Annotated in this window: 21 protein-coding genes; 3 read left to right on the top strand and 18 right to left on the bottom strand. The window is 67.2% G+C overall.

The genetic code is table 11. The features are described 5' to 3' along the window. Positions 1 to 74 precede the first annotated feature (74 nt). The gene (locus tag ACXJJ8_RS00600; protein WP_499026235.1) at positions 75 to 338 is read right to left on the bottom strand and encodes a hypothetical protein; all 264 of its coding nucleotides are present in this window, start codon (positions 336 to 338) and stop codon (positions 75 to 77) included. Between the two features lie 270 nt (positions 339 to 608). On the opposite strand from ACXJJ8_RS00600, the gene ACXJJ8_RS00595 reads away from it, so the two are divergent. Further along, the gene (locus ACXJJ8_RS00595; RefSeq protein WP_499026233.1) at positions 609 to 1,550 is read left to right on the top strand and encodes an FG-GAP repeat domain-containing protein; all 942 of its coding nucleotides are present in this window, start codon (positions 609 to 611) and stop codon (positions 1,548 to 1,550) included. Positions 1,551 to 1,710: 160 nt separating this feature from the next. Here ACXJJ8_RS00595 and ACXJJ8_RS00590 read toward each other — a convergent pair whose 3' ends face one another. From ACXJJ8_RS00590 to ACXJJ8_RS00550, 9 genes are all read right to left on the bottom strand, one after another. Next, positions 1,711 to 2,103 carry a YybH family protein gene (locus tag ACXJJ8_RS00590; protein ID WP_499026230.1) on the bottom strand — a complete coding sequence of 131 codons (393 nt, stop codon included), beginning with the start codon at positions 2,101 to 2,103 and terminating at the stop codon, positions 1,711 to 1,713. Positions 2,104 to 2,432: 329 nt separating this feature from the next. Continuing rightward, a complete protein-coding gene (locus tag ACXJJ8_RS00585; protein WP_499026228.1) occupies positions 2,433 to 2,810 on the bottom strand; it encodes a DUF4870 domain-containing protein in 378 nt (125 codons plus the stop codon). Positions 2,811 to 2,922: 112 nt separating this feature from the next. After that, on the bottom strand, positions 2,923 to 4,254 hold the full coding sequence (locus ACXJJ8_RS00580) for a M48 family metalloprotease (RefSeq protein ID WP_499026226.1): 1,332 nt from the start codon (positions 4,252 to 4,254) through the stop codon (positions 2,923 to 2,925). Continuing rightward, positions 4,212 to 6,110: a CHASE2 domain-containing protein gene (locus ACXJJ8_RS00575; protein WP_499026224.1), complete on the bottom strand. Its 1,899-nt coding sequence runs from the start codon at positions 6,108 to 6,110 to the stop codon at positions 4,212 to 4,214. Before ACXJJ8_RS00575 ends, ACXJJ8_RS00580 begins: the two co-directional genes overlap by 43 nt. Positions 6,111 to 6,113: 3 nt before the next feature. After that, positions 6,114 to 6,992 carry a polyprenyl synthetase family protein gene (locus tag ACXJJ8_RS00570; RefSeq protein WP_499026222.1) on the bottom strand — a complete coding sequence of 293 codons (879 nt, stop codon included), beginning with the start codon at positions 6,990 to 6,992 and terminating at the stop codon, positions 6,114 to 6,116. After that, on the bottom strand, positions 6,985 to 7,245 hold the full coding sequence (locus ACXJJ8_RS00565; RefSeq protein WP_499026220.1) for an exodeoxyribonuclease VII small subunit: 261 nt from the start codon (positions 7,243 to 7,245) through the stop codon (positions 6,985 to 6,987). Before ACXJJ8_RS00565 ends, ACXJJ8_RS00570 begins: the two co-directional genes overlap by 8 nt. 32 nt (positions 7,246 to 7,277) lie before the next feature. Beyond that, positions 7,278 to 8,588, bottom strand: coding sequence for a tRNA lysidine(34) synthetase TilS (tilS, locus tag ACXJJ8_RS00560; protein WP_499026218.1), 1,311 nt, complete (start codon positions 8,586 to 8,588; stop codon positions 7,278 to 7,280). A 15-nt stretch (positions 8,589 to 8,603) separates the two neighbouring features. Then, entirely contained in the window at positions 8,604 to 9,353 is a 750-nt protein-coding gene (locus ACXJJ8_RS00555) for a tetratricopeptide repeat protein (protein ID WP_499026216.1), read from the bottom strand. A 28-nt stretch (positions 9,354 to 9,381) separates the two neighbouring features. Then, positions 9,382 to 10,341 carry an acetyl-CoA carboxylase carboxyltransferase subunit alpha gene (locus ACXJJ8_RS00550; RefSeq protein ID WP_499026214.1) on the bottom strand — a complete coding sequence of 320 codons (960 nt, stop codon included), beginning with the start codon at positions 10,339 to 10,341 and terminating at the stop codon, positions 9,382 to 9,384. Positions 10,342 to 10,454: 113 nt separating this feature from the next. On the opposite strand from ACXJJ8_RS00550, the gene ACXJJ8_RS00545 reads away from it, so the two are divergent. After that, positions 10,455 to 12,668, top strand: coding sequence for a glycoside hydrolase family 31 protein (locus ACXJJ8_RS00545; protein ID WP_499026212.1), 2,214 nt, complete (start codon positions 10,455 to 10,457; stop codon positions 12,666 to 12,668). Here ACXJJ8_RS00545 and ACXJJ8_RS00540 read toward each other — a convergent pair. The 3 genes from ACXJJ8_RS00540 to ACXJJ8_RS00530 form a co-directional block, all read right to left on the bottom strand. Next, on the bottom strand, positions 12,665 to 14,224 hold the full coding sequence (locus ACXJJ8_RS00540) for an AbgT family transporter (RefSeq protein ID WP_499026210.1): 1,560 nt from the start codon (positions 14,222 to 14,224) through the stop codon (positions 12,665 to 12,667). The genes ACXJJ8_RS00545 and ACXJJ8_RS00540 overlap by 4 nt on opposite strands. 77 nt (positions 14,225 to 14,301) lie before the next feature. Next, a complete protein-coding gene (gene dnaE / locus ACXJJ8_RS00535) occupies positions 14,302 to 17,820 on the bottom strand; it encodes a DNA polymerase III subunit alpha (RefSeq protein ID WP_499026208.1) in 3,519 nt (1,172 codons plus the stop codon). 83 nt (positions 17,821 to 17,903) lie between these two features. After that, complete coding sequence (locus ACXJJ8_RS00530; RefSeq protein WP_499026207.1) at positions 17,904 to 18,521, bottom strand: hypothetical protein; 618 nt, start codon at positions 18,519 to 18,521, stop codon at positions 17,904 to 17,906. A 229-nt stretch (positions 18,522 to 18,750) separates the two neighbouring features. Between ACXJJ8_RS00530 and ACXJJ8_RS00525 the strand changes: the two genes are divergently transcribed. Then, entirely contained in the window at positions 18,751 to 19,131 is a 381-nt protein-coding gene (locus ACXJJ8_RS00525) for a winged helix-turn-helix domain-containing protein (protein WP_499026205.1), read from the top strand. 10 nt (positions 19,132 to 19,141) lie between these two features. Here the strand turns inward: ACXJJ8_RS00525 and rnhB are convergent, their stop codons facing one another. Genes rnhB through lpxD form a run of 5 tightly spaced genes read right to left on the bottom strand, consistent with a single transcriptional unit; the run spans position 19,142 to position 23,246 of the window. Beyond that, positions 19,142 to 19,792: a ribonuclease HII gene (rnhB, locus tag ACXJJ8_RS00520; RefSeq protein WP_499026204.1), complete on the bottom strand. Its 651-nt coding sequence runs from the start codon at positions 19,790 to 19,792 to the stop codon at positions 19,142 to 19,144. A 31-nt stretch (positions 19,793 to 19,823) separates the two neighbouring features. Next, positions 19,824 to 20,981: a lipid-A-disaccharide synthase gene (gene lpxB / locus ACXJJ8_RS00515; RefSeq protein WP_499026202.1), complete on the bottom strand. Its 1,158-nt coding sequence runs from the start codon at positions 20,979 to 20,981 to the stop codon at positions 19,824 to 19,826. Between the two features lie 3 nt (positions 20,982 to 20,984). Then, positions 20,985 to 21,767, bottom strand: coding sequence for an acyl-ACP--UDP-N-acetylglucosamine O-acyltransferase (gene lpxA, locus ACXJJ8_RS00510; RefSeq protein ID WP_499026200.1), 783 nt, complete (start codon positions 21,765 to 21,767; stop codon positions 20,985 to 20,987). A gap of 4 nt (positions 21,768 to 21,771) precedes the next feature. Next, positions 21,772 to 22,221, bottom strand: coding sequence for a 3-hydroxyacyl-ACP dehydratase FabZ (gene fabZ, locus ACXJJ8_RS00505; protein WP_499026198.1), 450 nt, complete (start codon positions 22,219 to 22,221; stop codon positions 21,772 to 21,774). 5 nt (positions 22,222 to 22,226) lie between these two features. Further along, on the bottom strand, positions 22,227 to 23,246 hold the full coding sequence (gene lpxD / locus ACXJJ8_RS00500) for a UDP-3-O-(3-hydroxymyristoyl)glucosamine N-acyltransferase (RefSeq protein ID WP_499026197.1): 1,020 nt from the start codon (positions 23,244 to 23,246) through the stop codon (positions 22,227 to 22,229). Positions 23,247 to 23,262: the final 16 nt, after the last annotated feature.

The following is a 23,262-nucleotide window of genomic DNA, read 5'->3' as shown; positions in this document are numbered from 1 at the left end:
CCCTGACGACGTGGATGAGATTAAGTGGGAATCCGAATGTCCGCCAGAGGTCGAAAGCGGTCACCCCTGACGAATCAGATCGCCACGCCGCGATCGGTTCCGGGCGGCAGGATAAGGCGCCCGTCTTCCAGTCGCGCCCTACACCTGGCCACTAACGGCAGCGCCGCCATGGGATCGAGCAGAAAGCATTCAAGCGTTGCCTCGTCGATCTCGTAGAACTCTTCGTAATCAACCAAGCGGTTGCTCACGGGGATCGAGATGAAAGGTGTTCCAGACTTCAAATCTCGGCCCAACGAAAAGCGATGCTCCTTGGAGTACCACAGGTCCTGAAATCGCATTCGATTTGCCTTCCGCCGCCGCCTTTGGCGGCGTGACTGCGGAAAATTTAGCCCGCGCCTCCAATGGCCGCAATGGTCGAAAGCGGACACCCTGTGGCCCAACCCAAGGGCGTTGACCCTTGACAGCCCTGATGGTCGCCCGCTCTCTGAATCGATGGCAACGGCCATCGGACTGCCGATCTCCCGGGCCGCGGCAATTGGCAGAATTGCCCGGACCCTGCCGCGTTCACGCAGCAGTCACCCCTCGGGAATCGAACGGAGACGATCGTCGTGAAGATCAATCGTGCGTGCTGGATTGCGTTGGCGCTGGGCTGCGTATCGTTGGGGGCCCAGGCGCAGCAGCGCCCGACCTCCGACATCCTGTGGCGCCACACCACCACCGGCGGCAGCATCATCTGGAAAGGCGGCATCAACACGCAGACCAAGGCCGTCGCGGCCGTGACCAGCTTCGATTGGCAGATCGTCGGTGTCGGCGTGTCGCGCCTCAACGCCGTCAACAGCCTGATCTGGCGCAACGTCAAGGATGGCCGCAACGTCGGTTGGGCGTCGGCGCAGAACGACGCGTCCTACAACCTGCCGACGCTCCAGAAGACCACCTGGGTGCTTGCGGGTTCCGGTCGTTTCGATACCAACACCGGTTTGTTCGATGTGTTGTGGCGCGATTCGGCCACCGGTCAGAACGTGATCTGGCGGCATGGCGTCAATCGCTATTCGCTGCTCACCACGTCGAATCCCGAATGGAAGGTCGCGGGTGTCGGCGATTTCGACGGCGACGGCTACGACGATGTGCTGTGGCGCAACTCCCGGACCGGCGGCAACACGATCTGGAAGCGTGCGAATTCCGCAACGCCGCTGGTGGTGAGTGCCATGCCCTTGCTCACCTGGCAGGTCGCGGGCGTGGGCGATTTCGATGCCAACGGGAGCGACGACATTCTCTGGCGCAACGCGTCGACGGGTCTCAACGTGATCTGGCCCGCCGGCCGTTCGCAGGCCGCGATCGCGTTGCCGGCGATGGCGGTGAGCTGGAAGGTCGCCGGCATCGGCGATTTCGAAGGCGACGGGAAGTCGGATGTGCTGTGGCGCGACAGCGCCACGGGCCGCAACGTGGAATGGCCGTCGGGGAATGGCGCTACGCCGAAGAATCTTGCGACGGTTGCGGACCAGCGATGGGTGGTTGCCGCGATCGGTGACTTCGAGCTCAATCCGTTCTGACCGACGGTGTTTGAAAGCCGGTCGCAGTCATTCCAGCGACTGGTCCCGCCATCCCGTTACAGGTGATGCCCCAGCGTGGTGAGTTTCAGATTTTTTCCCCAAAAAATTTGGAACACACCACGTTCGGGCGACGCGGCAATGATGGTGTAGCGCTTTTAGCCTACTTCGCGACAGGCGCAGGATCGTCGGACGGGTGGTCGACGATGTATTGCCAGCGCCCATCGATTTTCTTCTGCACGTCTACGTACCGTCCGTGTTCCACCGATTCGGCCGCGGTTTTCTTGTCGACGAGCGTGATCGCGTAGGTACCCCACGTCACGCGTGTGTCGCCCAGCGCTTCCTCGCCCATCTGCGACAGCACGGCGTCCTTGACCGTCATGCTCGCCATGTAACCCGCGAACCCATCGCGGATCGCCGTGCGCCCCTTGGCCATCGGTCCGCCCGGGAACCAGATGATCGCGTCGTCGGCGTAACACGCGGCGACCGCATCGGCATCATTGGCCTTCATTCCGGCCAGGAAGCAGTCGCCGGCAGGCATCGGCTCGGCGGCCACCGCCGCCCCCGATGCCAAGGCGAGCGCGCAGGAAAGCATCGCCCCGCCAACTCGATTTCGTGTACGCATCGCGGCTCTCCTGTTGAGGGGGCATCCCGTAGGCGGTTACGCAAGGTGAACCGGCCAGCGGCCATCAGGCGAAAACGATCAGCTACCTGCAAAGCTCGGCTTGCAGGCCCAATGACTGCCCCAGCGAAAGCCCCCTGATCGAAGCGACCCGCAAGGTAATGCCCCAGCGGCGCGCCAATGATGGTGCGCGCGCTTTACTCACGGACACAAAAAAGGGCGACGCTTCCGCGCCGCCCCTTTCGATGTCGCCCAAGCAAACGTCAGTTGATCAGACGCAGCGTGAACGGATAACGGTAAGCGTTGCCTTCGTTCGCCTTGATCGCGGCGATGATCGTCAGCACGAGTGCCGCCAGACCAATGAGGAACATCAGCACGAAGCCGATGACCACCAGGATCAGGATCGCCGACACGATCATCGCGATGGTCACGGTGATCTGGAAGTTGAGCGCCTCCTTGGCCTGGTTGTCGACGAAGGGCATGGTCTCCTTCTTGATCAACCAGATCACGAGCGGCCCGATGATGTTGCCGAACGGAATGACCAGGCCTACGAGCGCGGACAGATGCGCGAACATGGCCCACTGGCGCTCCTCCTGCGAAATACCCGTCGAAGCGGTGTTGCTCGGATCGATATCGTTCATTGCGTGTCCCCGTTGAAGTGGATCGCGCCCGCACTGCGGCCCGGTAACCGAACTGTCGGCCGCCCGTCCGCCCGCGTCAAGCGCGTGGTGGATGTCGAATGAGAGAAGCCCGTCACCGTCCCGCGACCTGATCGCGGTCCAGGCGGTCCAGCCGCTCGTCCAGCGGCGGATGGGTCTTGTACAACTGCGCCAGGCTGCCCGAAGTGGTGCCGGCCGCCATCATCTTCTGCAACACCGCGTACAGCGCCAGCGGATCGTAGCCCGCGCGCGCCAAGTAGACCTGCGCCGCATGGTCGGCGTTGTACTCCGCGCCACGGTCCAGGCTGGTGGCCAGGATCGTCGCGCCGTGCCTGGCCACGTACTCCTTCGCCATGCTGCCCGCAATCCCGCCGCCGACGGCGACGTTGGACGACGCTGCGTCCGTCAACGCGCCCTGCGTTTCCTGTTTCTTGATGACGTTGTAATGGTCGCGCTGCACGATGTGCGCGAGTTCGTGACCGATGACCGCGGCGACTTCTTCATCGTCGCCGAGCAACTCGTACATTCCGCGCGTGATCAGGATGTACCCGCCGGGCGCTGCGAACGCGTTGATTTCCGGCGTGTCGATCACGCCGAAGCTCCATGGCAGGTCGGGGCGCGAAGTCTGCGACGCCATCCACCGACCGACGCGATTCACGCGCGCCTGCGCTTGCGGATCGTCGACGAGCTTAGCGGCGCCGAGGACGCGGCCCGCGATCTCCGGGCCGAGCGCGGCTTCTTCGGCGGCCTGTTCGGTTTCCGACTTGCCCTGCGCCGCTTCGGCGACATTCGCCGCCGAATCCACCGGCGCCGGTGCGCCGATGCCGACTGCCGACAACAACCCGCGCGCGAGCGACAAACCGCCGCGCTTTTCTTGCTGCGTCGCTTTGGGTCCGGTGTCGGCGACGGGCTTGAACTCGTTCGGCAACGCCACCTGCCGGGCCTGCAATCCCTTCGCGTTCGCATCCGATGCGGCGGCCTGCGGCGTCACCCGATTGCTTTCGAGCTGCGCCATTTGCGTGGCGTCGTAGCCCGCGGACTTCAGGTCGCTTTCGTCGATGCCGCGCACGCCGGCGGTTTCCGAAACGCGGCCCTTGCCGGCCTTGCCGGTGAACAACGCGTTGCCGCTGGTGCCGGCCTTCGCATATTGCATGCGCACATCGTTCACGCGCAGGAAGCCGCTACCGCCGGCGGGCAGGGTGACCTGGAACCACAGGCCCTGCTGGCCCGCGACGCTGACCTGGTCGTTCTGCTTGAGCGTCGCGACCGTGGGCGACTTCAGGTCGGGCGCACCGTGCACGTCCACGGTGGGCTTGTGCACCGTCGCGGTTTGCCCCGCGGCGAAAGCGGCCGCGCCGCACAGCGCGAGCGCACAGCCAAGGATCAGTCGTTGGATGAAGCGTCGTTGGGTGAATCGGGATTGCATGCAGCAGCTCCGGCGCGAACCTCGTCTGCTTGCATGAACGGAATTTGCCGGGAAAGCGGCCACTCTTCCTGCCGATCCAACGCGTTGCCCAGCGCCTCGCGCAAGCGCAATCGCTCGCCGCGATGGCTGTCGTCGGCGTTGTCATCGAGTTCGGAGGTGACGACGCAAACCTTCACGGTGCCGTCGTCGTCCAGGCGATCGTTGTGCGTATTCAGATGATCGTGCAGCGCGCCCAGGTCGTGGCGTGCGCGCTGCACCGCTTCAGCGCGCGTGTTGCCCTTCCAGACGAGCACCATCAGGTCGTCGAGCGTCTCGTGCAGCCAACTCTTGCGTTCGACCACGCCCTCGAGCATGACCGCGTCGCTGCCCGCATACAGGAAACGGCGCAGGCGGCGGCGATACTCGCGCCGGCGGCGCGCGGCGGCGTGTTCGTCGAGCGAGGGGTAGACCGCGAAGCGCACGCGCGCGAACACCATCCAGCGGTCCTGGTCGGGATCGAATTCCGGCAGGAAATCCGCGTTGCCCACCGCGCGCCCGCGCTGCACGCCGGCATATGTGCGGCACAGGCCGAAGCAGAGGCTGACGAAGCCGACGCTGGCGAAGATGTCGAGGAACACGCCGAAGAACGTCAATCCGGCATACGCCAGCACGAGCAGCAACAGGTTGGTGGCGACGAAGATCGAATCGATGTCGGTGGCTGGTTCCCCGCGCCAGAACGCGAAGGCGGTGAGGACGACCAGGATGGCGGCGAGCACGTATTTCAACGAGGCCGGCGGCATCCAGATGGCGCTGTCGTCCACGAGCGCGGCCACCGCTTCGGCATGGATCTCCACGCCCGGCATCGCCATGTTGACGGGCGTGGGCTTGGTGTCGTTGAGCCCGGACGCGGTGTAGCCGATGAGCGCAATCGAATTCTTCAGCGTCGGCAAGGCCTCCGTCTTGTCGCGACAGATCGGCTTTCCTTCGATCAGGTCTGCGGCGCTTACGTACGGCAGGCGCGAATCGGCGCGCCAGTTGGGGCGCACGGAGGCGGGAAACGACGTCATCGCACGCCCGGTGTCCTGCGCCGCCAATCGCAGCGGCAGCGACGGAAGGCCCCAGTCGCCCTCGTGCTCGTAAAGCGGCATGTCGCGCAGGATGCCATCGACCGAACGCGCGACGTCGACCAGGCCGGAATACCGTCGCATCCCGTCGCCGTAGGGAAACGACAGGGCGACGCGTGGACCGGGCTTGCGTGCATCGGTCGCCAGCGCAAATGCGCCGGGTACCTGCGATGCGAAGGTCGCATTCTGCGCGGACGCATCGAAGTCGGCGTGCAGGTGCGATGCGGCGAAGTAGAAGCGCCCGGCGCCGCCCGTGGCCATCAGGTCGAGCGAGCCGTCGCCGTCGGGATCTTTTTTCGAAAGGTCCGGGAACATCACGTCGTAACCCACCGACTTGATTCCCGCCTGGTCGAGCGCTTCCAGCAGGTCGGCATGCCGTTGCCTGCTCCACGGCCAGCCGCCCTCACCGCGCCGGTCGAAGTAACCGATCGAACAATCATCGATCTCGACGACGATGACGCGTCTGGAGGGTTGCGGTTCGAACGGCCGGCTCTTGATGACCTTGTCGAAGACTGCATCTTCCGCGGCGTCGAGCGAGCGGTCGCCATTCCAGTCGTACACGAGCCAGCCGACCGCGATGAGTGCGAGCAACGGATAGAACGCGAAGCGCACGCGCAACGCCAGGTGCGCGAGCGGACGCTTGTACGCGCGTTCGAGCCGGCCCCAGCCATCGATGAAGGCTTGCGCCGAGGTGGCCATCGCAGCGTCGATGACGCCGAGGAAGGTGCGCGAGCGACGCTTGCGCCGGGCCATGGCTCAGTGTTTCCGTTCTACCGCCGCGCGGCCGAGGGCCGCGAGGGCTTCGGTCTGCGCGCCAAACGGTGCCAGCGCATCGCGCATCGCATCGGACAGCGTTGACAGGCGCGCGCGCGTGGCATCGAGGCCGAGCAAGGCCGGGAACGTCGCTTTCTGTTGCGCCGCATCTTTTCCGGCCGTCTTGCCGAGCGAGGCGCTGTCGCCTTCGACGTCGAGCAGGTCGTCGCGCACCTGGAAGGCGAGGCCCAGCGCATCGGCGAATGTGTCGAGTCGCACGCGCGTCGGGATGTCGGCGCCCGCGGCAATCGCACCGAGCCGCACCGAGGCACGCAGTAGCGCCCCGGTTTTCATCGCATGCAGGCGTTCGAGTTCGAGCAGGGCGATCGCCGCGCCGCCGGTCGCATCGATGTCGAGCGCCTGGCCGCCGCACATGCCGGCCACGCCGGACGCACGCGCGAGTTCGGCGAGCATTCCGACGCGGCGCAGTGCATCGAGCGGCGCGTGCGCGAGCACGTCGAACGCGAGCGATTGCAGCGCATCGCCGGCGAGGATCGCGGTGGCCTCGTCGAAGGCGACATGCACGGTGGGTTTGCCGCGACGCAGCGCGTCGTCGTCCATCGCGGGGAGGTCGTCGTGCACGAGCGAGTAGGCGTGGATGAGTTCGACCGCGACGGCGGGCGCATCGAGTGCGTCGAGGTCGGCGCCGAATGCGGTACCCGCGGCGTACACCAGCAACGGGCGCATGCGCTTGCCGCCATCGGTGGCGGCGTAACGCATCGCTTCGTGGAGCCGTTGCGGCGTCGTATTCGCTTCGGGAAGTGCGGCCGCGAGCGCGGCGTCGACGCGCGCGCGCCACGCCGCGAAATCGATGTCAGGCATCCGCGGATGGCGCGCCGAAGGGTTCGGCGTTGTCGGGCTGTTCGGGATCGGTGAGCAGGCGCACGCGCAGTTCGGCCTGTTCCAGCGCGGTCTGGCATTTGCGATAGAGGCCGACGCCGCGTTCGTACGCGGCGAGCGATTCCTCGAGGCTCATTTCGCCGTGCTCCATCTTCTCCACCAGCTGTTCGAGCTGGTCGAGGGAGGCCTCGAAATCGGCGACCGGGGAGGGCGGGGTGTCGGGCGAGGGTGCCATGCGCGCAAGTGTGAGGCGCGCGCCGAAGCCGGTCAATCGATGCCGGGCTGGGTCCACTGCAGGCTTGCGTCGTGCGCCCGCAGCCAGGCATCGAACGAAGCGGACACCAGGCGATCGCCGGCGGCGAGCACGGTGTCGGCGGCGTCGACCAGCAGCGGCAGGCATTCGCGCGACCACGGCGGCAGGCCCGCGTCCTGCAATGCATGTTTGAGGCTGTGCGAGTGCGCACGGCCCGGCAGCGCGATGCGTTCGCCCCCGCGGCGCAGGCGCACTCGCAGCGTGACGTCGAAGGCGGGCGCACCGAGCAGGGCGAGCGTGCCGCCGTCGGGGAGGATCAGCGGCAGGCGGCCGTCCCAGACATCCGACCAATCGGCGGGCTGCTTCGCCGGAATTCGGGCGGCGCGCCAGCGATCCCGCCAACGGCGGAGTTCGGCGCCGGCCCATTCGAAACGGAAATCGGTGTCCGGCGCGTTGACCGCCAGGTCGCGCTCGATTTGCGCGATGCCTTCGGCGGGCAAGGGCGGCAGGCCGCGCTCGGCGATCCAGCGGCGCAATGCGCGCGCGCGGCGTGCGGCGGGCAACCTGCGCAACGGGTCGATCGCGAGCACGCGCGGATCGTCGGTACGCGCTTGCGCCAGGGCTTGCGCGTCATCGTCGGCGAGCAGCGCCGCCGCTTCGGCGCTCAACGCTGCGGAACGCGCGAGGGCGGCGTCGGCGTGCGGCCAGCGTTCGCGCAGCAGCGGCAGGATCTGGTGGCGCAGGTAGTTGCGGTCGTGCGCGAGGGTGTCGTTCGCCGGATCCTCGATGAAGTCCAGGGCGTGCGCCGTTGCATAGGCGCGCAGGGTTTCGCGCGACACATCGAGCAGCGGCCGCCACAACCATCCATTCGCGAACGGCCGCAGCGCACGCATCGCCGCCAATCCATCGGGGCCCGATGCACGCAGCGCGCGCAGCAGGAAGGTTTCGGCCTGATCGTCGCGATGATGCGCGAGCGCGAGCAACGCGCCGTCGTCCATTTCCGCGGCGAGTGCAGATTGACGCGCCTCGCGCGCCGCGGCTTCCAGCCCGAGTTTCGACCGCCGATCGACCACCACGTGCGCCACATGCAGGGGCACGCCGAGCGATGCGCACACGCGCTCGCAATGGGTGGTCCAGGCGTCGGCCTGGTCGCTCAGGCCATGGTGGACGTGGATCGCGCGCAGGCCGAGGTCGCGGACATCGCGCATCGCCGCGAGTGCATGCAACAGCGCGGTGGAATCCAGGCCGCCGCTGAACGCGACGAAGACCGGCGCTTCACGCCCTGCGTCGGGCAGCACGATGGGCAGCGTGGGGGCAGCCGACATCGCGCGCGGCCGCCGTCAGGCGGATTCCCGTTGCTGGAGTGCGCGCTTCGCGATGTCAACCCACGCGCGCTGATCGCGCTGGTAATACTTCGGCGCCAGCGACGCGCGCTTGACGACCTGTTCGAACACCGCCGCCGCGCGGCCTGCATGTCCACGGCGTTGCAGCAACTGCGCGTAACGCACGCGGGCTTCTTCGCCGGAGAAGTCCTGCACCACCGCTTCGTATTCTTCGAGCGCCTTGTCGATGTCGCCGCTGGCTTCGACCGCGCGTGCGTAGAGCAGGTGGCCGGCGTTGGAACGGAACGTCGGGTTCGCGGCGATGAGCGCTTCGAGCGTGGCCCGCGCTTCCTGCGGCAGATCGAGCGCGAACTGCGCCTGCGCAAGACCAAGCATCAACGTCGGATCGGTCCTGTACATGCCCGACAGCGAATTGCGATACAGCTCCAGCGCCTGTTGGTGATCGCCGCTGGCCATGCTTTGTTCGGCGAGGCGGCGGCGGTTTTCCAGGGTGTCGGCGATGTCGAGCGCACGCGCGGCGCGGCGCTTGCCATGTTCCGGATCGACTTTCCGCCGCACGTCCTGCGCAACGCGGCGCGCGACGGGGTCGCGATGGAGGTTGGGCAGCACTTCGGCGAAGAAATACACCGCCACGCCCAGGAACGAGCCGATGATGACGATGTAGATCCAGTAATGCGGGCGTCCGCTGCGGACGACGTGCACGGCGCACACGATCTGCAACAAGACCGACAAGGCGATCAATGGCATGGCGGCGGGCTCCCCTCCCGGCGACGTGTCAGGCGACTTCGTAAGCCCCGTAGGACCGCAGGCGCTGGTAACGGCGTTCGACGAGTTCGTCCACCGGCACGCCGACGAGTGCATCGAGCTCGTTCATCAGCACGGCTTTCAGGCGCGTGGCCATCTGGCGCGGATTGCGATGCGCGCCGCCGATCGGCTCGCGCACGATCTTGTCGATCAGGCCCAGTTCCTTCAGGCGCTTGGCGGTCATGCCGAGTTGTTCGGCGGCGTCCTTCGCCTTCTCCGCGGTCTTCCAGAGGATCGAAGCGCAGCCTTCGGGCGTGATCACCGAGTACGTGCCGTATTCGAGCATCAGCGTGCGGTCGCCCACGCCGATCGCGAGCGCCCCACCCGAGCCGCCTTCGCCGATCACGGTGCAGATGATCGGCACCCTGAGTTCGGACATCTCCAGCAGGTTGCGCGCGATGGCCTCGGACTGGCCGCGCTCCTCGGCATCGATGCCCGGCCAGGCGCCGGCGGTATCGATGAAGGTGAGGATCGGCAGGCCGAAGCGTTCGGCAAGCTTCATCAGGCGCAAGGCCTTGCGATAGCCCTCGGGCTTGGGCATGCCGAAGTTGCGGCGGATCTTGGCCTTGGTGTCGCGGCCCTTTTCATGGCCGATGACGACCACCGGGCGTCCGTCGATGCGCGCAAGCCCACCGACGATGGCGTTGTCGTTGGCGAAGGCGCGGTCGCCGGCGAGTTCTTCGAACTCGTCGCACATCACGCGCAGGTAGTCGAGCGTGTACGGCCGCGCGGGATGGCGCGCGAGCTGCGAGATCTGCCACGAGGAGAGATCGCGGAAGATCTGCGCGGTGCGCACGCGCAGCTTGTCCTGGAGCGCGTGGACTTCAGCGTCGATATCCACCGCCGGCCCGTGGCTGGCGTGGCGGAGTTCCTGGATCTTCGCTTCCAGGTCGGCGATGGGCTGCTCGAAATCGAGGTAGTTCGGGTTCATTGGCGACGCGGGGCGGCCACGTGAAGGCAAGGTGGGGGAGTGTAGCCCACGGCCCCGGACCGTACGCAGGGGTTCGGATGGGTATGCTTCACGGATTCCGAGAAGGGGCACGCATGGCACGGGATTGGCGCGGCTGGGTGGCCTTGGGGTTGTTGGCGCTTGCGGGCTCGGCGCAGGCCTGCAATCACTCGCCGCGCGTCGAGACGGTGGCCCCGGGCATCATGCGTATTCCGCCGGCGTCGCTGCAAGCGCAAGCCTCGTGGGCGGTGGAGATCGCGCGGGCGGGGTTGCCCGCGTCCGACCTGCGCATGGGCGGTGTCGACTTCGATTGCACGACGACCTTCGTATCGGGCCAGGGGATCGACCAGCGATCGCTGACCGCGAAGTCCGGACTCGGTCGCCTGCGTCTTTCGCTGCAATCCGGCGACCACGTTTACGGCCTGGGCGACAAGGCCGGCCCGATGGATCGGCGTGGGCGCGTGTTCACCTTATGGAACACCGACGCCTATGCATGGGATGCGGCGCGCGATCCCTTGTACAAATCGATCCCGTTCGTGCTGATCGAACACGCGGGACGTGCCTTCGGCGTGTTCGTCGACAACACGCAGCGCATGACGGTCGACGTCGGCAAGACCGAGCCGGATGTCCTGTCGTTCGCAATCGCCGAAGGGGCGATCGATGCCTATCTCATCGATGGCCCGACGCCACGCGACGTCCTGCAGCGCTACACCGCACTCACCGGACGCACGCCCTTGCCGCCGAAATGGGCGCTCGGTTTCCAGCAATCGCGTTACACCTACTTGCCCGAGGCGCGCGTGCGCGAAGTGGCGAAGACGCTGCGGGACAAGCACATCCCCGCCGATGCGATCTGGCTGGACATCGGGTTCCAGGAGGCGAACAAACCGTTCACGATCGATCGCAAGGCCTTCCCCGATTTCGAACGCATGCTCGGTGACTTGCGGCGCGATGGCTTCCACACGGTGCTGATCACCGACCTGCATGTCGCCAGGCAAGCGGGCTACGCGCCCTACGACAGCGGCAAGGCCATCGATGCGTTCGTCAAACGCGACGGCGCCGACTACGTCGGCAAGGTCTGGCCCGGCGACAGCGTGTTCCCGGATTTCACGCGCCAGCAGGTGCGCGAATGGTGGGGTGGGCTGTACACGGATTTCGTGCGCATGGGCGCATCGGGGTTCTGGAACGACATGAACGAGCCGTCGGTGTTCGATGGCCCGGGCGGCACGATGCCCGACGAGGTGGTGCATCGCCTCGACGACGGCACCACGCGCACGCATGCGCAACTCCACAACGTGTACGGGATGCTCAATGCGCGCGCGACGTACGAAGGGGTGTCGAAGCTTGCGCCCGACACGCGCCCGTTCGTACTGACGCGCGCTGCTTACGCCGGCACGCAGCGTTATGCCGCGACCTGGACAGGCGACAACACCGCCGACTGGCACCACCTCGCGCAGGGCGTGCCGAACATCCTGGGCCTGGGGTTGTCGGGCATGGCGCTGGCGGGCGACGACGTCGGCGGGTTCATCGGTTCACCGCCGACGGAGTTGCTGACGCGCTGGTATCGACTCGGCGCGTGGCAACCGATCTTCCGCAGCCACGCGGCGACGGATACGCGCGACCACGAAGCGTGGGTCGACGGGCCGGAGCAGGAAACCTTGCGCCGCGAAGCGATCGAACAACGCTATCGCCTGATGCCCTATCTCTACACGGCGGCCGAAGAGAACGCGCGCACCGGAGCGCCGATCACGCGGCCGGTGTGGTTCGAATCTCCGACCGCGGTCGGGAACGATCGCGATTTCCTGTTCGGCCGCGATCTTTTCGTCGCGCCCGTGGTGACGGAACGGCTGGATCCGCACGTCGTGCAACTGCCGCCGGGCACGTGGTACGGGTTGCGCGACGGGAAGCGATACACCGGCAAGGTCACGTTCGACCCCGCGCCGCGCGAGGTGCCGGTGTTCGTGCGCGCCGGCGCGATCGTGCCGATGCAGCCGGTCGTGCAGCACACGGGGCAGGTGCCGCAGGGGCCACTCCAAATCCATGTGTGGTGGCCGGAAGCGGGAGGACCCTGCGATGGCGCGTTGTACGACGACGATGGCACATCGCTCGCGTATCGACGCGGCACGTTCCTGCGGCTCGCCTTCGACTGCCGCGTCGAAGGCGACACGCTGGTCGTGGAAGCGCGGCCGGAACACGCGAAGTTCCGACCATGGTGGACGGCGACCGACGTGATCGCGCATCGCCCGGACGGGACGACGCGCACGCAACGCATCGGGAGCGCGCGAACCGCGTGGCGGGCGACGCTGCACTAGAGGCCAGGCGACAGCAGCGGATACGACAGGGGCGCACCCGGCCCGATCGGCCATCCGAACGCGATCCACACCGCGAACAACACCGACCACGCAATCGACAACGCGATGGCGTAGGGCAGCATCGTCGACACCAGCGTGCCGAGGCCCGCCTTCGGTTCGTAGCGCTGGAAGAAGGCGACGATCAGCGCGAAGTAACTCATCATCGGCGAAATGATGTTGGTGACCGAGTCGCCGATGCGATAGCCCGCCTGCACCAGTTCCGGCGCATGGCCTAGCAGCATGAATGTCGGTACGAGGATCGGTGCCATCAACGCCCACTTCGCCGAGGCCGAGCCAATGAACAGGTTTGCGAGCGCGGTGATGCCGACCAGCCCGAGGAACAGCGGGATCGCCGGCAACTGCAGTGCCTGCAGCACGCCCGCGAGTTTCATCGCGAGAATGAGCCCGAGGTTCGTCCACTGGAAGCACGCGACGAATTGCGCGAGGAAGAACACCAGGACGATGTAGGGGCCCAGCGTCGCCATGCTCTGGCCCATGCCGCGGACGACATCGGCATCGCTGCGCAGCGTGCGTGCACCGATGCCGTACGCGACGCCGGTGATCACGCCGTAGGCGAAGATGATCGCGACGATGCCCCGGAGGAAGGGCGAGTCGAGGACGCCGCCCGTGGCGGCGTTGCGCAGCAGGCCATCGGCGGGAAGCAGGCCCCACGCGATGACCGCGCTCAAGCCGAGCGTTGCGTAAAGCGCCCAGCGCAAGCCGCGACGTTCGTTTTCATCCGGCGCGCCGATGCGTTCGCCGTCGTCCTCCGCCGCGGGCTTTGCATCGAACCGCGGTGCGACATGGCGTTGCGTCACCCACGTCCCGACCGCGACGACGAGCGGTGTCGAAGCCATCATGAAATACCAATTGGCCGCGGCGCTGACGGTATAGGCGGGATCGACCAGGCGCGCGGCTTCCTGCGAAATACCGGAGAGAAGCGGATCGATCGAACCGAGCAACAGGTTCGCTGAGAAGCCCCCCGACACACCCGCGAACCCCGCCGCCATGCCCACGATCGGATGCCGGCCCGCGCCCTTGAACATCAGGCCAGCGAGCGGGATCAGCAAGACGTAGCCGATTTCGCTGGCCATGTTCGACATCACGCCCGCGAACACGACGACCGGTGTCAATGCCCATCGCGGCGCTGCGAAGACGAGGCGGCGCAACGCCGCACCGATCAAGCCGGAGTGTTCGGCGACACCGATGCCGATCAGCGACACGAGCACCGCACCGAGGGGCGCGAAGCCGGTGAAGTTCGGCACGAGGCCGGTCAGCAGGCGATGCAGCCCTTCGCGCGAAAGCAGATCGACGGGGCGGATGGTTTCGCCCGTCGTGGGGTGCGCTGCGGAGACATCGAACCACGTCGCGAGCGACGAGGCGACGATCACGCACAGCGTGAGCAACGCGAACAAGGTCGCCGGGTGCAGCAGTGCGTTACCGCCGACTTCGACGACATGCAGGAAGCGGTCGGTCAGTGAGCGTCGCGGTGCTGCGCTTTGCGCGGAAGAGGCCATGGCGGGATCGACTCGGGGGGAACCGGCAGTCGACCGTCGCGGCGTGGCGTTTGCAATTGTCCCTTTGGGCAAGTTCGCTACGACGCCCAGGGCTTCGCCAACGCGAGCCGCACCGTGCGCACGCCTGGAATGCTGCGCAGCACGCCGGGGAGTGCAGCATCGGCGCGCACGCCCTTGCCGCCGTTGATGCTCAGGCGCCCGACGGCGGTCGAGGTGATCGCTTCGAGCAGCATCGGCGTGGCGCCCGGCAGATACGGATGCAAGGCGCGCTCGAAATGTGCGAGTGCATCCTTCTGTCGCAGGTCGAGCTTCACCGACAGGCGTTGTGCGAATTGGGTGCACACTTGCGAGAAATCCCAGCAACGTTTCGCGCGCAGCGAGAAGCCGCCGCTGAATTCGTCTTCGCGCAGGCCGCCTTCGACCACGAGGATGCGATCGCGCGTGAGCAATTGCGCGAAGTTGTAATAGGCCTCGGCGAAGAATGCGCACTCGATGCGGCCGCGGCCGTCCTCGAGTTGCACGAAGGCCTGGCTGTCGCCGCGCTTGCGCATGCCGATGACCTGGCCGGCGATGACGACCGCCATTTCCGGGCGCCAGCCGCGGCGTTCTTCGTCCGGGCGTTCGCTCCACAGGCGATCGAGGTCGCTGAGGTCGTGGCCGACGAGGCCGCGCAGTTCTTCGCGATACGGATCCAGCGGATGGCCGCTGAGGTAATGGCCGAGGGTTTCGCGCTCGCCCTGCAGTTTCTGCTGGAGCGGCCATTCTTCAGCGTCGGGCAGGGTCAGGTGCAGCGCCGGGGCTTCGGGCATCGCACCGAACAGCGATACCTGGCCGGCCTCGCGTTCGCGTGCGAGCTGGTCGGTCGCTTTCAACACTTCGGGCAACTGCAACATCAATGAGGCGCGGTTGCGGCCGAGCGCATCGAGCGCGCCGGCGTTGACCAGCGCTTCGAGCGCGCGGCGATTGAGCTTCGAACCTTCGACGCGCTTGCAGAAATCCAGCAGGTCGATGAACACGCCATTGCGTTCGCGTTCCTCGGCGATCGCTTCGCACACGCCGCGGCCGACACCCTTCACCGCGCCCAGGCCGTAGCGGATGGTTTTCGGATCGATCGCTTCGAACATGTAGGCCGATGCGTTGACGTCCGGCGAGAGCACGTCCAGCGAGAGGCTGCGCGCTTCGTCCAGGAAACCCACCACCTTGTCCGTGTTGTCCATGTCCGAGGACAACACCGCCGCCATGAACTCGGCCGGGTAGTGCACCTTCAACCACGCGGTCTGGTATGCGACCAGCGCATACGCGGCCGAGTGCGACTTGTTGAAGCCGTACTCGGCGAACTTCTCCATCAGGTCGAAGATCGACGAGGCCACGCGCGCATCGACATTGTTTTCGGCCGCGCCGGTTTCGAACTTGACGCGCTCCTTCGCCATCTCCTCGGGCTTCTTCTTGCCCATGGCGCGGCGAAGCAGGTCGGCGCCGCCGAGCGAATAGCCCGCCAGCACCTGTGCGATCTGCATCACCTGTTCCTGGTACACGATCACGCCGTAGGTGGGCGCGAGCACGGATTCCAGCAGCGGGTGCGGATAACTGACTGCGGCGTTGCCGTGCTTGCGGTCCACCCAGTCGCGATCCATCCCCGAACCGAGCGGGCCGGGCCGGAACAACGCGGCGAGCGCGATGATGTCTTCGAACGTGTCGGGCTTGGCGCGCTTGAGCAACTCGCGCATGCCGCGCGATTCGAACTGGAAGACCGCGACCGTATCGCCGCGTGCGAACAGCTCGTAGGTCGGTTTGTCTTCGAGCGCGAGCGCGGTGATGTCGAGCGGCGCTTCACCGGCCTGCGCGCGGCGCGTGTTGATCGCCTTCACCGCCCAGTCGATGATCGTCAGCGTGCGCAGGCCCAGGAAGTCGAACTTCACCAGGCCGATGGTTTCGACGTCGTCCTTGTCGAACTGCGTGACGGGATTGCGCCCGCGGCCGCCTTCGTCGTGTTCGGCGAACAGCGGGCAGAAATCGGACAGCGGGCTCGGCGCGATCACCACGCCGCCGGCGTGCTTGCCGGCGTTGCGTGCGAGGTCTTCCAGCTCGCGTGCCAGCGACAACAGATCGCGTACGTCGTCCTCGGCCGCATTGCGCTGCATCAGCTCGGCCGACGCGAGTTCGGGGTTCTTGCGCGCAGCCTCGGATTCGCCGAGCGCATCGTCCAGGCTCACGCCCAGCGTGAGCGGGATCAGCTTGGCGATGCCGTCGACGAAACCGTAGGGATGCCCGAGCACGCGGCCGGTGTCGCGCACCACGCCCTTCGCGGCCATCGTGCCGTAGGTGATGATCTGGCTGACGCGGTCGCGGCCGTATTTGGCGGCGACGTAGTCGATCACTTCGTCGCGGCGATCCATGCAGAAGTCGATGTCGAAGTCGGGCATCGACACGCGTTCGGGATTGAGGAAGCGCTCGAACAGCAGGTCGTAGGGAAGCGGATCCAGATCGGTGATGCCCAGCGCCCACGCGACCAGCGAACCCGCACCCGAGCCGCGGCCCGGGCCGACGGGGATGCCGTGGTCCTTCGCCCAGTTGATGAAGTCGGCCACGATCAGGAAGTAGCCGGGAAAGCCCATCTTGATGATGACGTCGAGTTCGATGTCCAGGCGTTCGAAATACGACTCGCGCGTGTGGCCGGCGGCGATCGGTGCCTTCTCCAGGCGCTTGGTCAGGCCGTCGCGCGCCTGCACGCGCATCCAGCTGTCCAGCGTCTCGTCGTCGGGCACCGGGAAGGCGGGCAAGTAATACGTGCCCAGGCGCAGTTCGAGGTTGCAGCGCGTGGCGAGCGCGATCGCGTTGTCGAGCGCATCCGGGACGTCGGCGAACAGTTCCGACATTTGCTCCGAGGACTTCACGTACTGCTCGGGGCTGTAGTCCTTCGGGCGCTTGGGATCGTCGAGCACGCGGCCGGTGGCGATGCACACGCGCGCTTCGTGCGCGTCGAAACCGCTCTCGTCGAGGAAGCGCGCATCGTTGGTCGCGATGATCGGCACGCCGCGGCGCGAGGACGCATGCAGTGCGAAGGCGTTGAACGCGTCTTCGTGTTCGCGCGCGGTGCGCGTGAGTTCGAGGTGCAGGCGTTCGCCCGTGGCGTGTTGCCACTGCGCGAGCCACTGCTCGGCGAGTTCGTGCTTGCCTGCGAGCGCCAGGCGGCCCGCTTCGCTATGGCGTCCCGCCAGCAGGAACAACCCGGTGTTCGCTTCCTGCAACCAGTGCGGACGCACGACGACACCGTCGTTGCGATGACCTTCCATCCACGCGCGCGTGAGCAGGCGCGACAGACTGAGGTAACCATCGCGATCGCGGCACAGCACCGTCATGCGGGTCGGGGCTTCGTCGCCGTCGGCCAGCAACAGGTCGGCGCCCGCGATCGGCTTGATGCCCGCGCTTTCGGCGGCCTTGTAGAACTTCACCAGCGCGAACAGGTTGTTCTGGTCGGTGATCGCCACCGCCGGCTGCCCCTGCGCCACGCAACGGCCGACCAGGTCCGGAATGCGGATGGTCGAGTCGACCAGCGAATACTCGCTGTGGAGGTGGAGGTGGGCGAATGCGGGCATGCCGGGACGTTTCGAAAGCGTCCCGGCAGGTTAGGGCGCTACCTCGCGTGGCACAAGAATTGACACGCGAGTTCGCCGGGCGATCAGCTGCCGACCCGGAACGGGGCCTCCGCATGCCCGCGGTGGCTGTAGTGGCTCGCGTTCACGCGCATGTTGTGCTGCCACAACTGGATCTCGGCCAGGCGGTCGCGGATCCACGCTGCGCGCTGTTGGTCGCCGGTGCCGGCGACGCTGTTCTCCGTGCGATACGCGCAGAAGTCGCGGTAGTCCTCGGCCTCCGAGGCGAAGGCCGGCCACGCCAGTTCGAGCAGCAACACGTCGTCCAGCTTGCCGAGCAGCGGTTCGCGGTCGGGGATGAGGTCTTCATCATCGTCCAGGTACCCGATCAGCTTGGCCAGCCGCGCGCGCAGGGCATCGGGCGGGTCCCAGCAGTCGTCGTCGAGCATCGCCCGCAGCTCCTCGATGCGCCGCAGGCGGCGATCGAGCACGTCCTGCGCGGCCTGCGCGGGCATCGAAGCCAGCCAGACACACAGGTTGCGCACGCGGTCGGCGTCGACGCGCACGGCATCGGGATAGAGCTCGTGGAGCAAGGCATCGAACTGGACGACCGCCTCGGGCCGGATCGCGGGCCCGTTGCCGGAATCGGCGCCGAAGGACATCGGCAAGGGTTCGTCGGTGATGGTGGGGGCGGATAGACGCATGGCGCACCTCCCGGACCGGCTGTCAGAAGGTTGCGTGCGCCGGCCGGCGCGGCGCGCGACCGAAAGGTGGGACGGGCGGCCGAAGCGCTGGGTTCCGCGGCCCGTTCCGAATTGGATGCATCCTGAGTCTCCTCCGTTGCATGCCGGATGTCTCGGCCGGGAAGTCGGGGTGCCGAACGTCCCGACCGGCGGTAGCCGGGATGTGCGGGTTTGCCCGTTGGGCCAGACGATGCAGGACTCCATTCGCGACCCCGGGCAGGTCTACAAATTCGACGACGTCGAGGTGCGCGCGCGCCCCATCGGCGTGCGACGCGGCGACCGGATGATCGGCGTGGAACCCAAGGCGCACGCCGTCCTGCTGCAATTGCTGTCGCACGCGGGCGAGGCGATCGAGCGCGAACGCCTGCTCGATACGGTCTGGGGCCATCGCCACGTCACGCCGAGCGTGCTGAACCGCATCGTGGCGCAGTTGCGGCGCGCGTTGGGCGACGACGCATCGAACCCGCGTTACATCCAGACGCTGCACGGCCGCGGTTATCGGTTCATGGTGCAGCCGGAGAAGGTGGCGGAGGGGCACGACGAACAAACAGAGACGACGACGTCGCACTGAGTCGGCCGCGTCAGTCCTCGACGACGTCCCCGAGTTCGAGCGGCAACAGGTTCCCCTGCAACGCATCGCGCACGCGCGTGAAACTCCGCCGATGTTGCGGGCACGGCCCGTGCGTGCGCAGGGCGGCGAGGTGTTGCGGCGTGGAGTAGCCCTTGTGCTCGTTGAAGCCGTAAACCGGCCACTGGCGATGCAGTTCGACCATGTGGCGGTCGCGCGTCACCTTGGCGAGGATCGAGGCGGCCATGATCGCGCGGTCGCTCGCATCGCCGCCGACGAGCGCTTCGGCGCGGCACGACAGGCCCTTGGGAATCGCGTTGCCGTCGATGCGCGCGTATTCGCATGCGTGCAGCACGCCTTCCACCGCCAGGCGCATGCCCAGCATCGTCGCGTGGAAGATGTTGAGGCGGTCGATATCCTCGACTTCGACGTGGACCACCTTGTAGGCGATCGCACGCTCGACGATGCGGACGAAGAGTTCTTCGCGGCGCTCCGCGTTCAACTGCTTCGAATCGTTCAGGCCGTTGATCGGCGTGCGGCCCGGCGGAAACACCACCGCGGCGACGACCACCGGTCCGGCCAGCGGCCCGCGGCCGGCCTCGTCCACGCCGGCGAAGCGCGCGATCGGGGCGAGAGGGTCGGCGGTGGCGGGTTCGAAGGACATGGCGCGCGGACTGTGCAGCGCGGTGACGCATTCACGCAAGCGGTGCGTCCACCAGTTCGGCGATCGCTTCGGCCGCGCGGGCGGAGGCATCGCGGCGGAGTGCGAGATGCATCTCGCGGAAGCGGGCCTGCAGGACGAGGCCGGGCTCCGGCGTCGACAGCAGCGGGAGCAGGGCGCCGGTCAGCTTGTCGGGCGTGCAATCGTCCTGCAGCAATTCGGGCACGAGCGGTTCGCCCGCGAGGACGTTCGGCAGCGAAACGTAAGGGACCTTCAGCAGGCCGAAGGTGCGCACGATCGCGTGCGTCAGCGGCGCGAGGCGATAGGCGACGACCATCGGCCGCTTGCACAGCATCGCTTCGAGCGCGGCGGTGCCCGAGGCGAGCAGGACGGCATCGCCGGCGATCATCGCGCGCTGGGCCTGGCCGTCGAGCACGGTCACGTGCGGGAGTCCGGGCGGCAGGGCTGCTTCGATCGCGCGCCGGCACGCCGCGTTGGCCGCGGGGACGACGACGTGCAATCCGGGCAGTGCGACTGACAGGTTCGACGCGGCCGCGAAGAACGTCGCCGCGAGGCGATGGATTTCGCCGAGCCGCGAACCCGGCAACACCGCGAGCACGCGTGCGTCCTGCGGCAGCCCGAGCGCTGCACGCGCGGCGTTGCGGTCGGGTTCCAGCGGGAGCGCATCGGCGAGCGGATGCCCGATGTAGCGCGCGTCGACGCCATGCTGCGCGTAGATCGGCGGTTCCATCGGGAACAGGCACAGCACGCGATCCGCGCTTTGCCCGAGCTTCGCCGCGCGCGACTGCCGCCAGGCCCACAGCGACGGGCTGACGTCGTGCACGGTGCGGATGCCGCGTGTTTTCAGCCACTTCTCCACGCCCAGGTTGAAGTCCGGCGCATCGATGCCGACGAACACGTCGGGCTTCCACGCCAGCATCCGTTCGCGCAACGCCCGGCGCACGCGCAGCAAGCGGGGCAGGTGCGCGACGACTTCCGCCAGGCCGAACACCGCGAGCTCGGAGGCCTCATGCCACGCGTCGAACCCGACCGCGCGCATGTCGTCGCCGCCGATGCCCGCGAATTGCGCATCGGGGAAACGCACGCGCAAGGCTTCGATCAGCCCTGCGCCGAGTTGGTCGCCCGAGGTTTCCCCCGCGACCAAGCCGATCCGGAGGGTGCGCGCGGCCATGCGTCAGCGCAACAGGTGGCGTTCGCCGCGGCCGATGAACTCGACCATCGCGCGCACGTCGTCGCTGTCGTTCGCCATTTCGCGCAATTGTTCCAGCGCTTCGTCGAGCTTCGCGCCGGAGACGTACAACGCGCGGTAGGCGCGCTTGATCGCGGAAACGCGCGTGGCGTCGAACCCGCGGCGCTTGAGGCCTTCGGTGTTGATGCCGCGCGGGCGGCCGTAGCTTTCCTGCGCGACCATCAGGAAGGGCGGGACGTCGCCGTTGACGAACGCGCCCATGCCGATGAACGCATGGTCGCCGATGCGGCAGAACTGGTGCACGCCGACGAAGCCGCTGAGGATCACCTGGTTGCCGACTTCCACGTGGCCGGCGAGCGTGGCATTGTTCGAGAACACGCAGCCATCGCCGATGCGGCAATCGTGCGCGACGTGCACGTAGGCGAGCAGCCAGTTGCCGTTGCCGATGCGCGTGACATCGCCGCCGGTGCCCGTACCGCGGCTGATGGTGACGAACTCCCGAACGACGTTGTCGTCGCCGATCACCAGTTCCGTGCGCTCACCGGCGAACTTCTTGTCCTGCGGGTCGCCGCCGATGGCCGCGTGCCCGTGGAAATGGTTGCCGCGGCCGATGCGCGCAGGCCCGGTGATCGTGCAGTGCGGGCCGACGATGGTGCGCTCGCCGATATCGACATCCGCGCCGATGACGCAGAACGGGCCGATGCGCACGTCGGCGCCCAGGCGCGCGCCCGGATCGACGACCGCGGTGGGATGCACCTGCGCGGTCATGGGCTCAGCCCTTGACCTCGGCGCACAGGATCTCGGCGCACGCGACCTGCTCGCCATCCACGCGCGCGATGCCCTGGTACAGCGCCATGTTGCGGATGGTGCGCTTGAGCTCGACATGCAGTTCCAGGCGATCGCCCGGCACGACCATGCGGCTGAATTTCGCGTTGTCGATCTTGACCAGGTAGAACAACTTGTCGGTCGCGGCGGCCTGGTGCGAGAGCTGCGTGAGAATGCCGCCAGTCTGCGCGAGGGCTTCGATCACCAGCACGCCCGGCATCACCGGGTGGCCGGGGAAATGGCCCTGGAAGAAGGGTTCGTTGATCGTGACGTTCTTGATGCCGAGGATGCGCTTGTGCGCCTCGAACTCGGTGACGCGATCGACCAGCAGGAACGGGTAGCGGTGCGGCAGCAGCTTCTGGAGCGCGACCACGTCGAGGGGGAGTTGCACGTCCATCGTCTTCAATCCTTGTCCGGGGCCGCCGCCACGCGGCGGGCCAGTGCATCGAGTTGCTTGAACCGCGCGGCGCTCTTGCGCCAGCTGCGATTGTCCATGATCGGCGTGCCCGAGGAGTACTCGCCCGGCTCGCGGATGGAATGGGTGACCAGGCTCATCGCGGTGACGATCACGCGGTCGCACAGTTCCAGGTGCCCGAGGATGCCGGCGCCGCCACCGATCAGGCAGTAGCGGCCGACCTTCGCGCTGCCGGCGATGGCGGCGCATCCGGCCATGGCCGTGTGCGCGCCGATGAAGACGTTGTGGCCGACCTGGATCTGGTTGTCCAGGCGCACGTCGTCTTCGAGGATCGTGTCTTCGAGCGCGCCGCGATCGATGGTCGTGTTGGCGCCGATCTCGCAATCGTCGCCGACGAGAACGCCACCGAGTTGGGGCACCTTGAGCCAGCGGCCGGCGTCCATCGCCAGGCCGAAGCCGTCGGCGCCGAGCACCGCGCCGGGATGCACGCGCACGCGCTTGCCCAGGCGAACGCGCGTCACCAGCGTGACGCGCGCAATGAGTTCGCAGCCTTCGCCGACGACGCAGTCCTCGCCGACGATGCAGCCGGGGCCGAGCATCGCGCCGGCAGCGACCGTGCTGCGCGCGCCGATGACGACATGCGGGCCGAGGTGTGCCGTCGGATCGACGTTCGCACTCGCATCGACGACGGCGGAGGGATGGATGCCGGGCACCACCTGCGGCGCCGGTTCGAACAACGCGGAGATGCGCGCGAATGCGGCGTAGGGATCGCGTGCGATCAGCGCGGTGCCTGCGAAGCCTTCCGCATCTTCGGCACGCATGACGACGACACCCGCTTGCGAGGCCGCAAGCTGCGCGCGATAGCGGGGATTGGCGAGGAAGCCCAGCGAATCGGGGCGCCCGTTGGCGAGCGTCGACACGCCGCGAACGACGCGTTGCGCGTCGCCCGCGACATCGAGGCCAAAACGCGCCCCGAGCTCTGCTGCGGTGTAAGCCGGGGCGCCCATGGTGTCGTGTTCCGGC

This window comes from Lysobacter sp. P5_C4, from assembly GCF_054049695.1.
The sequence above is the reverse complement of the archived record's forward strand: the minus strand, read 5'-3'. Positions and strand labels throughout refer to the sequence as shown.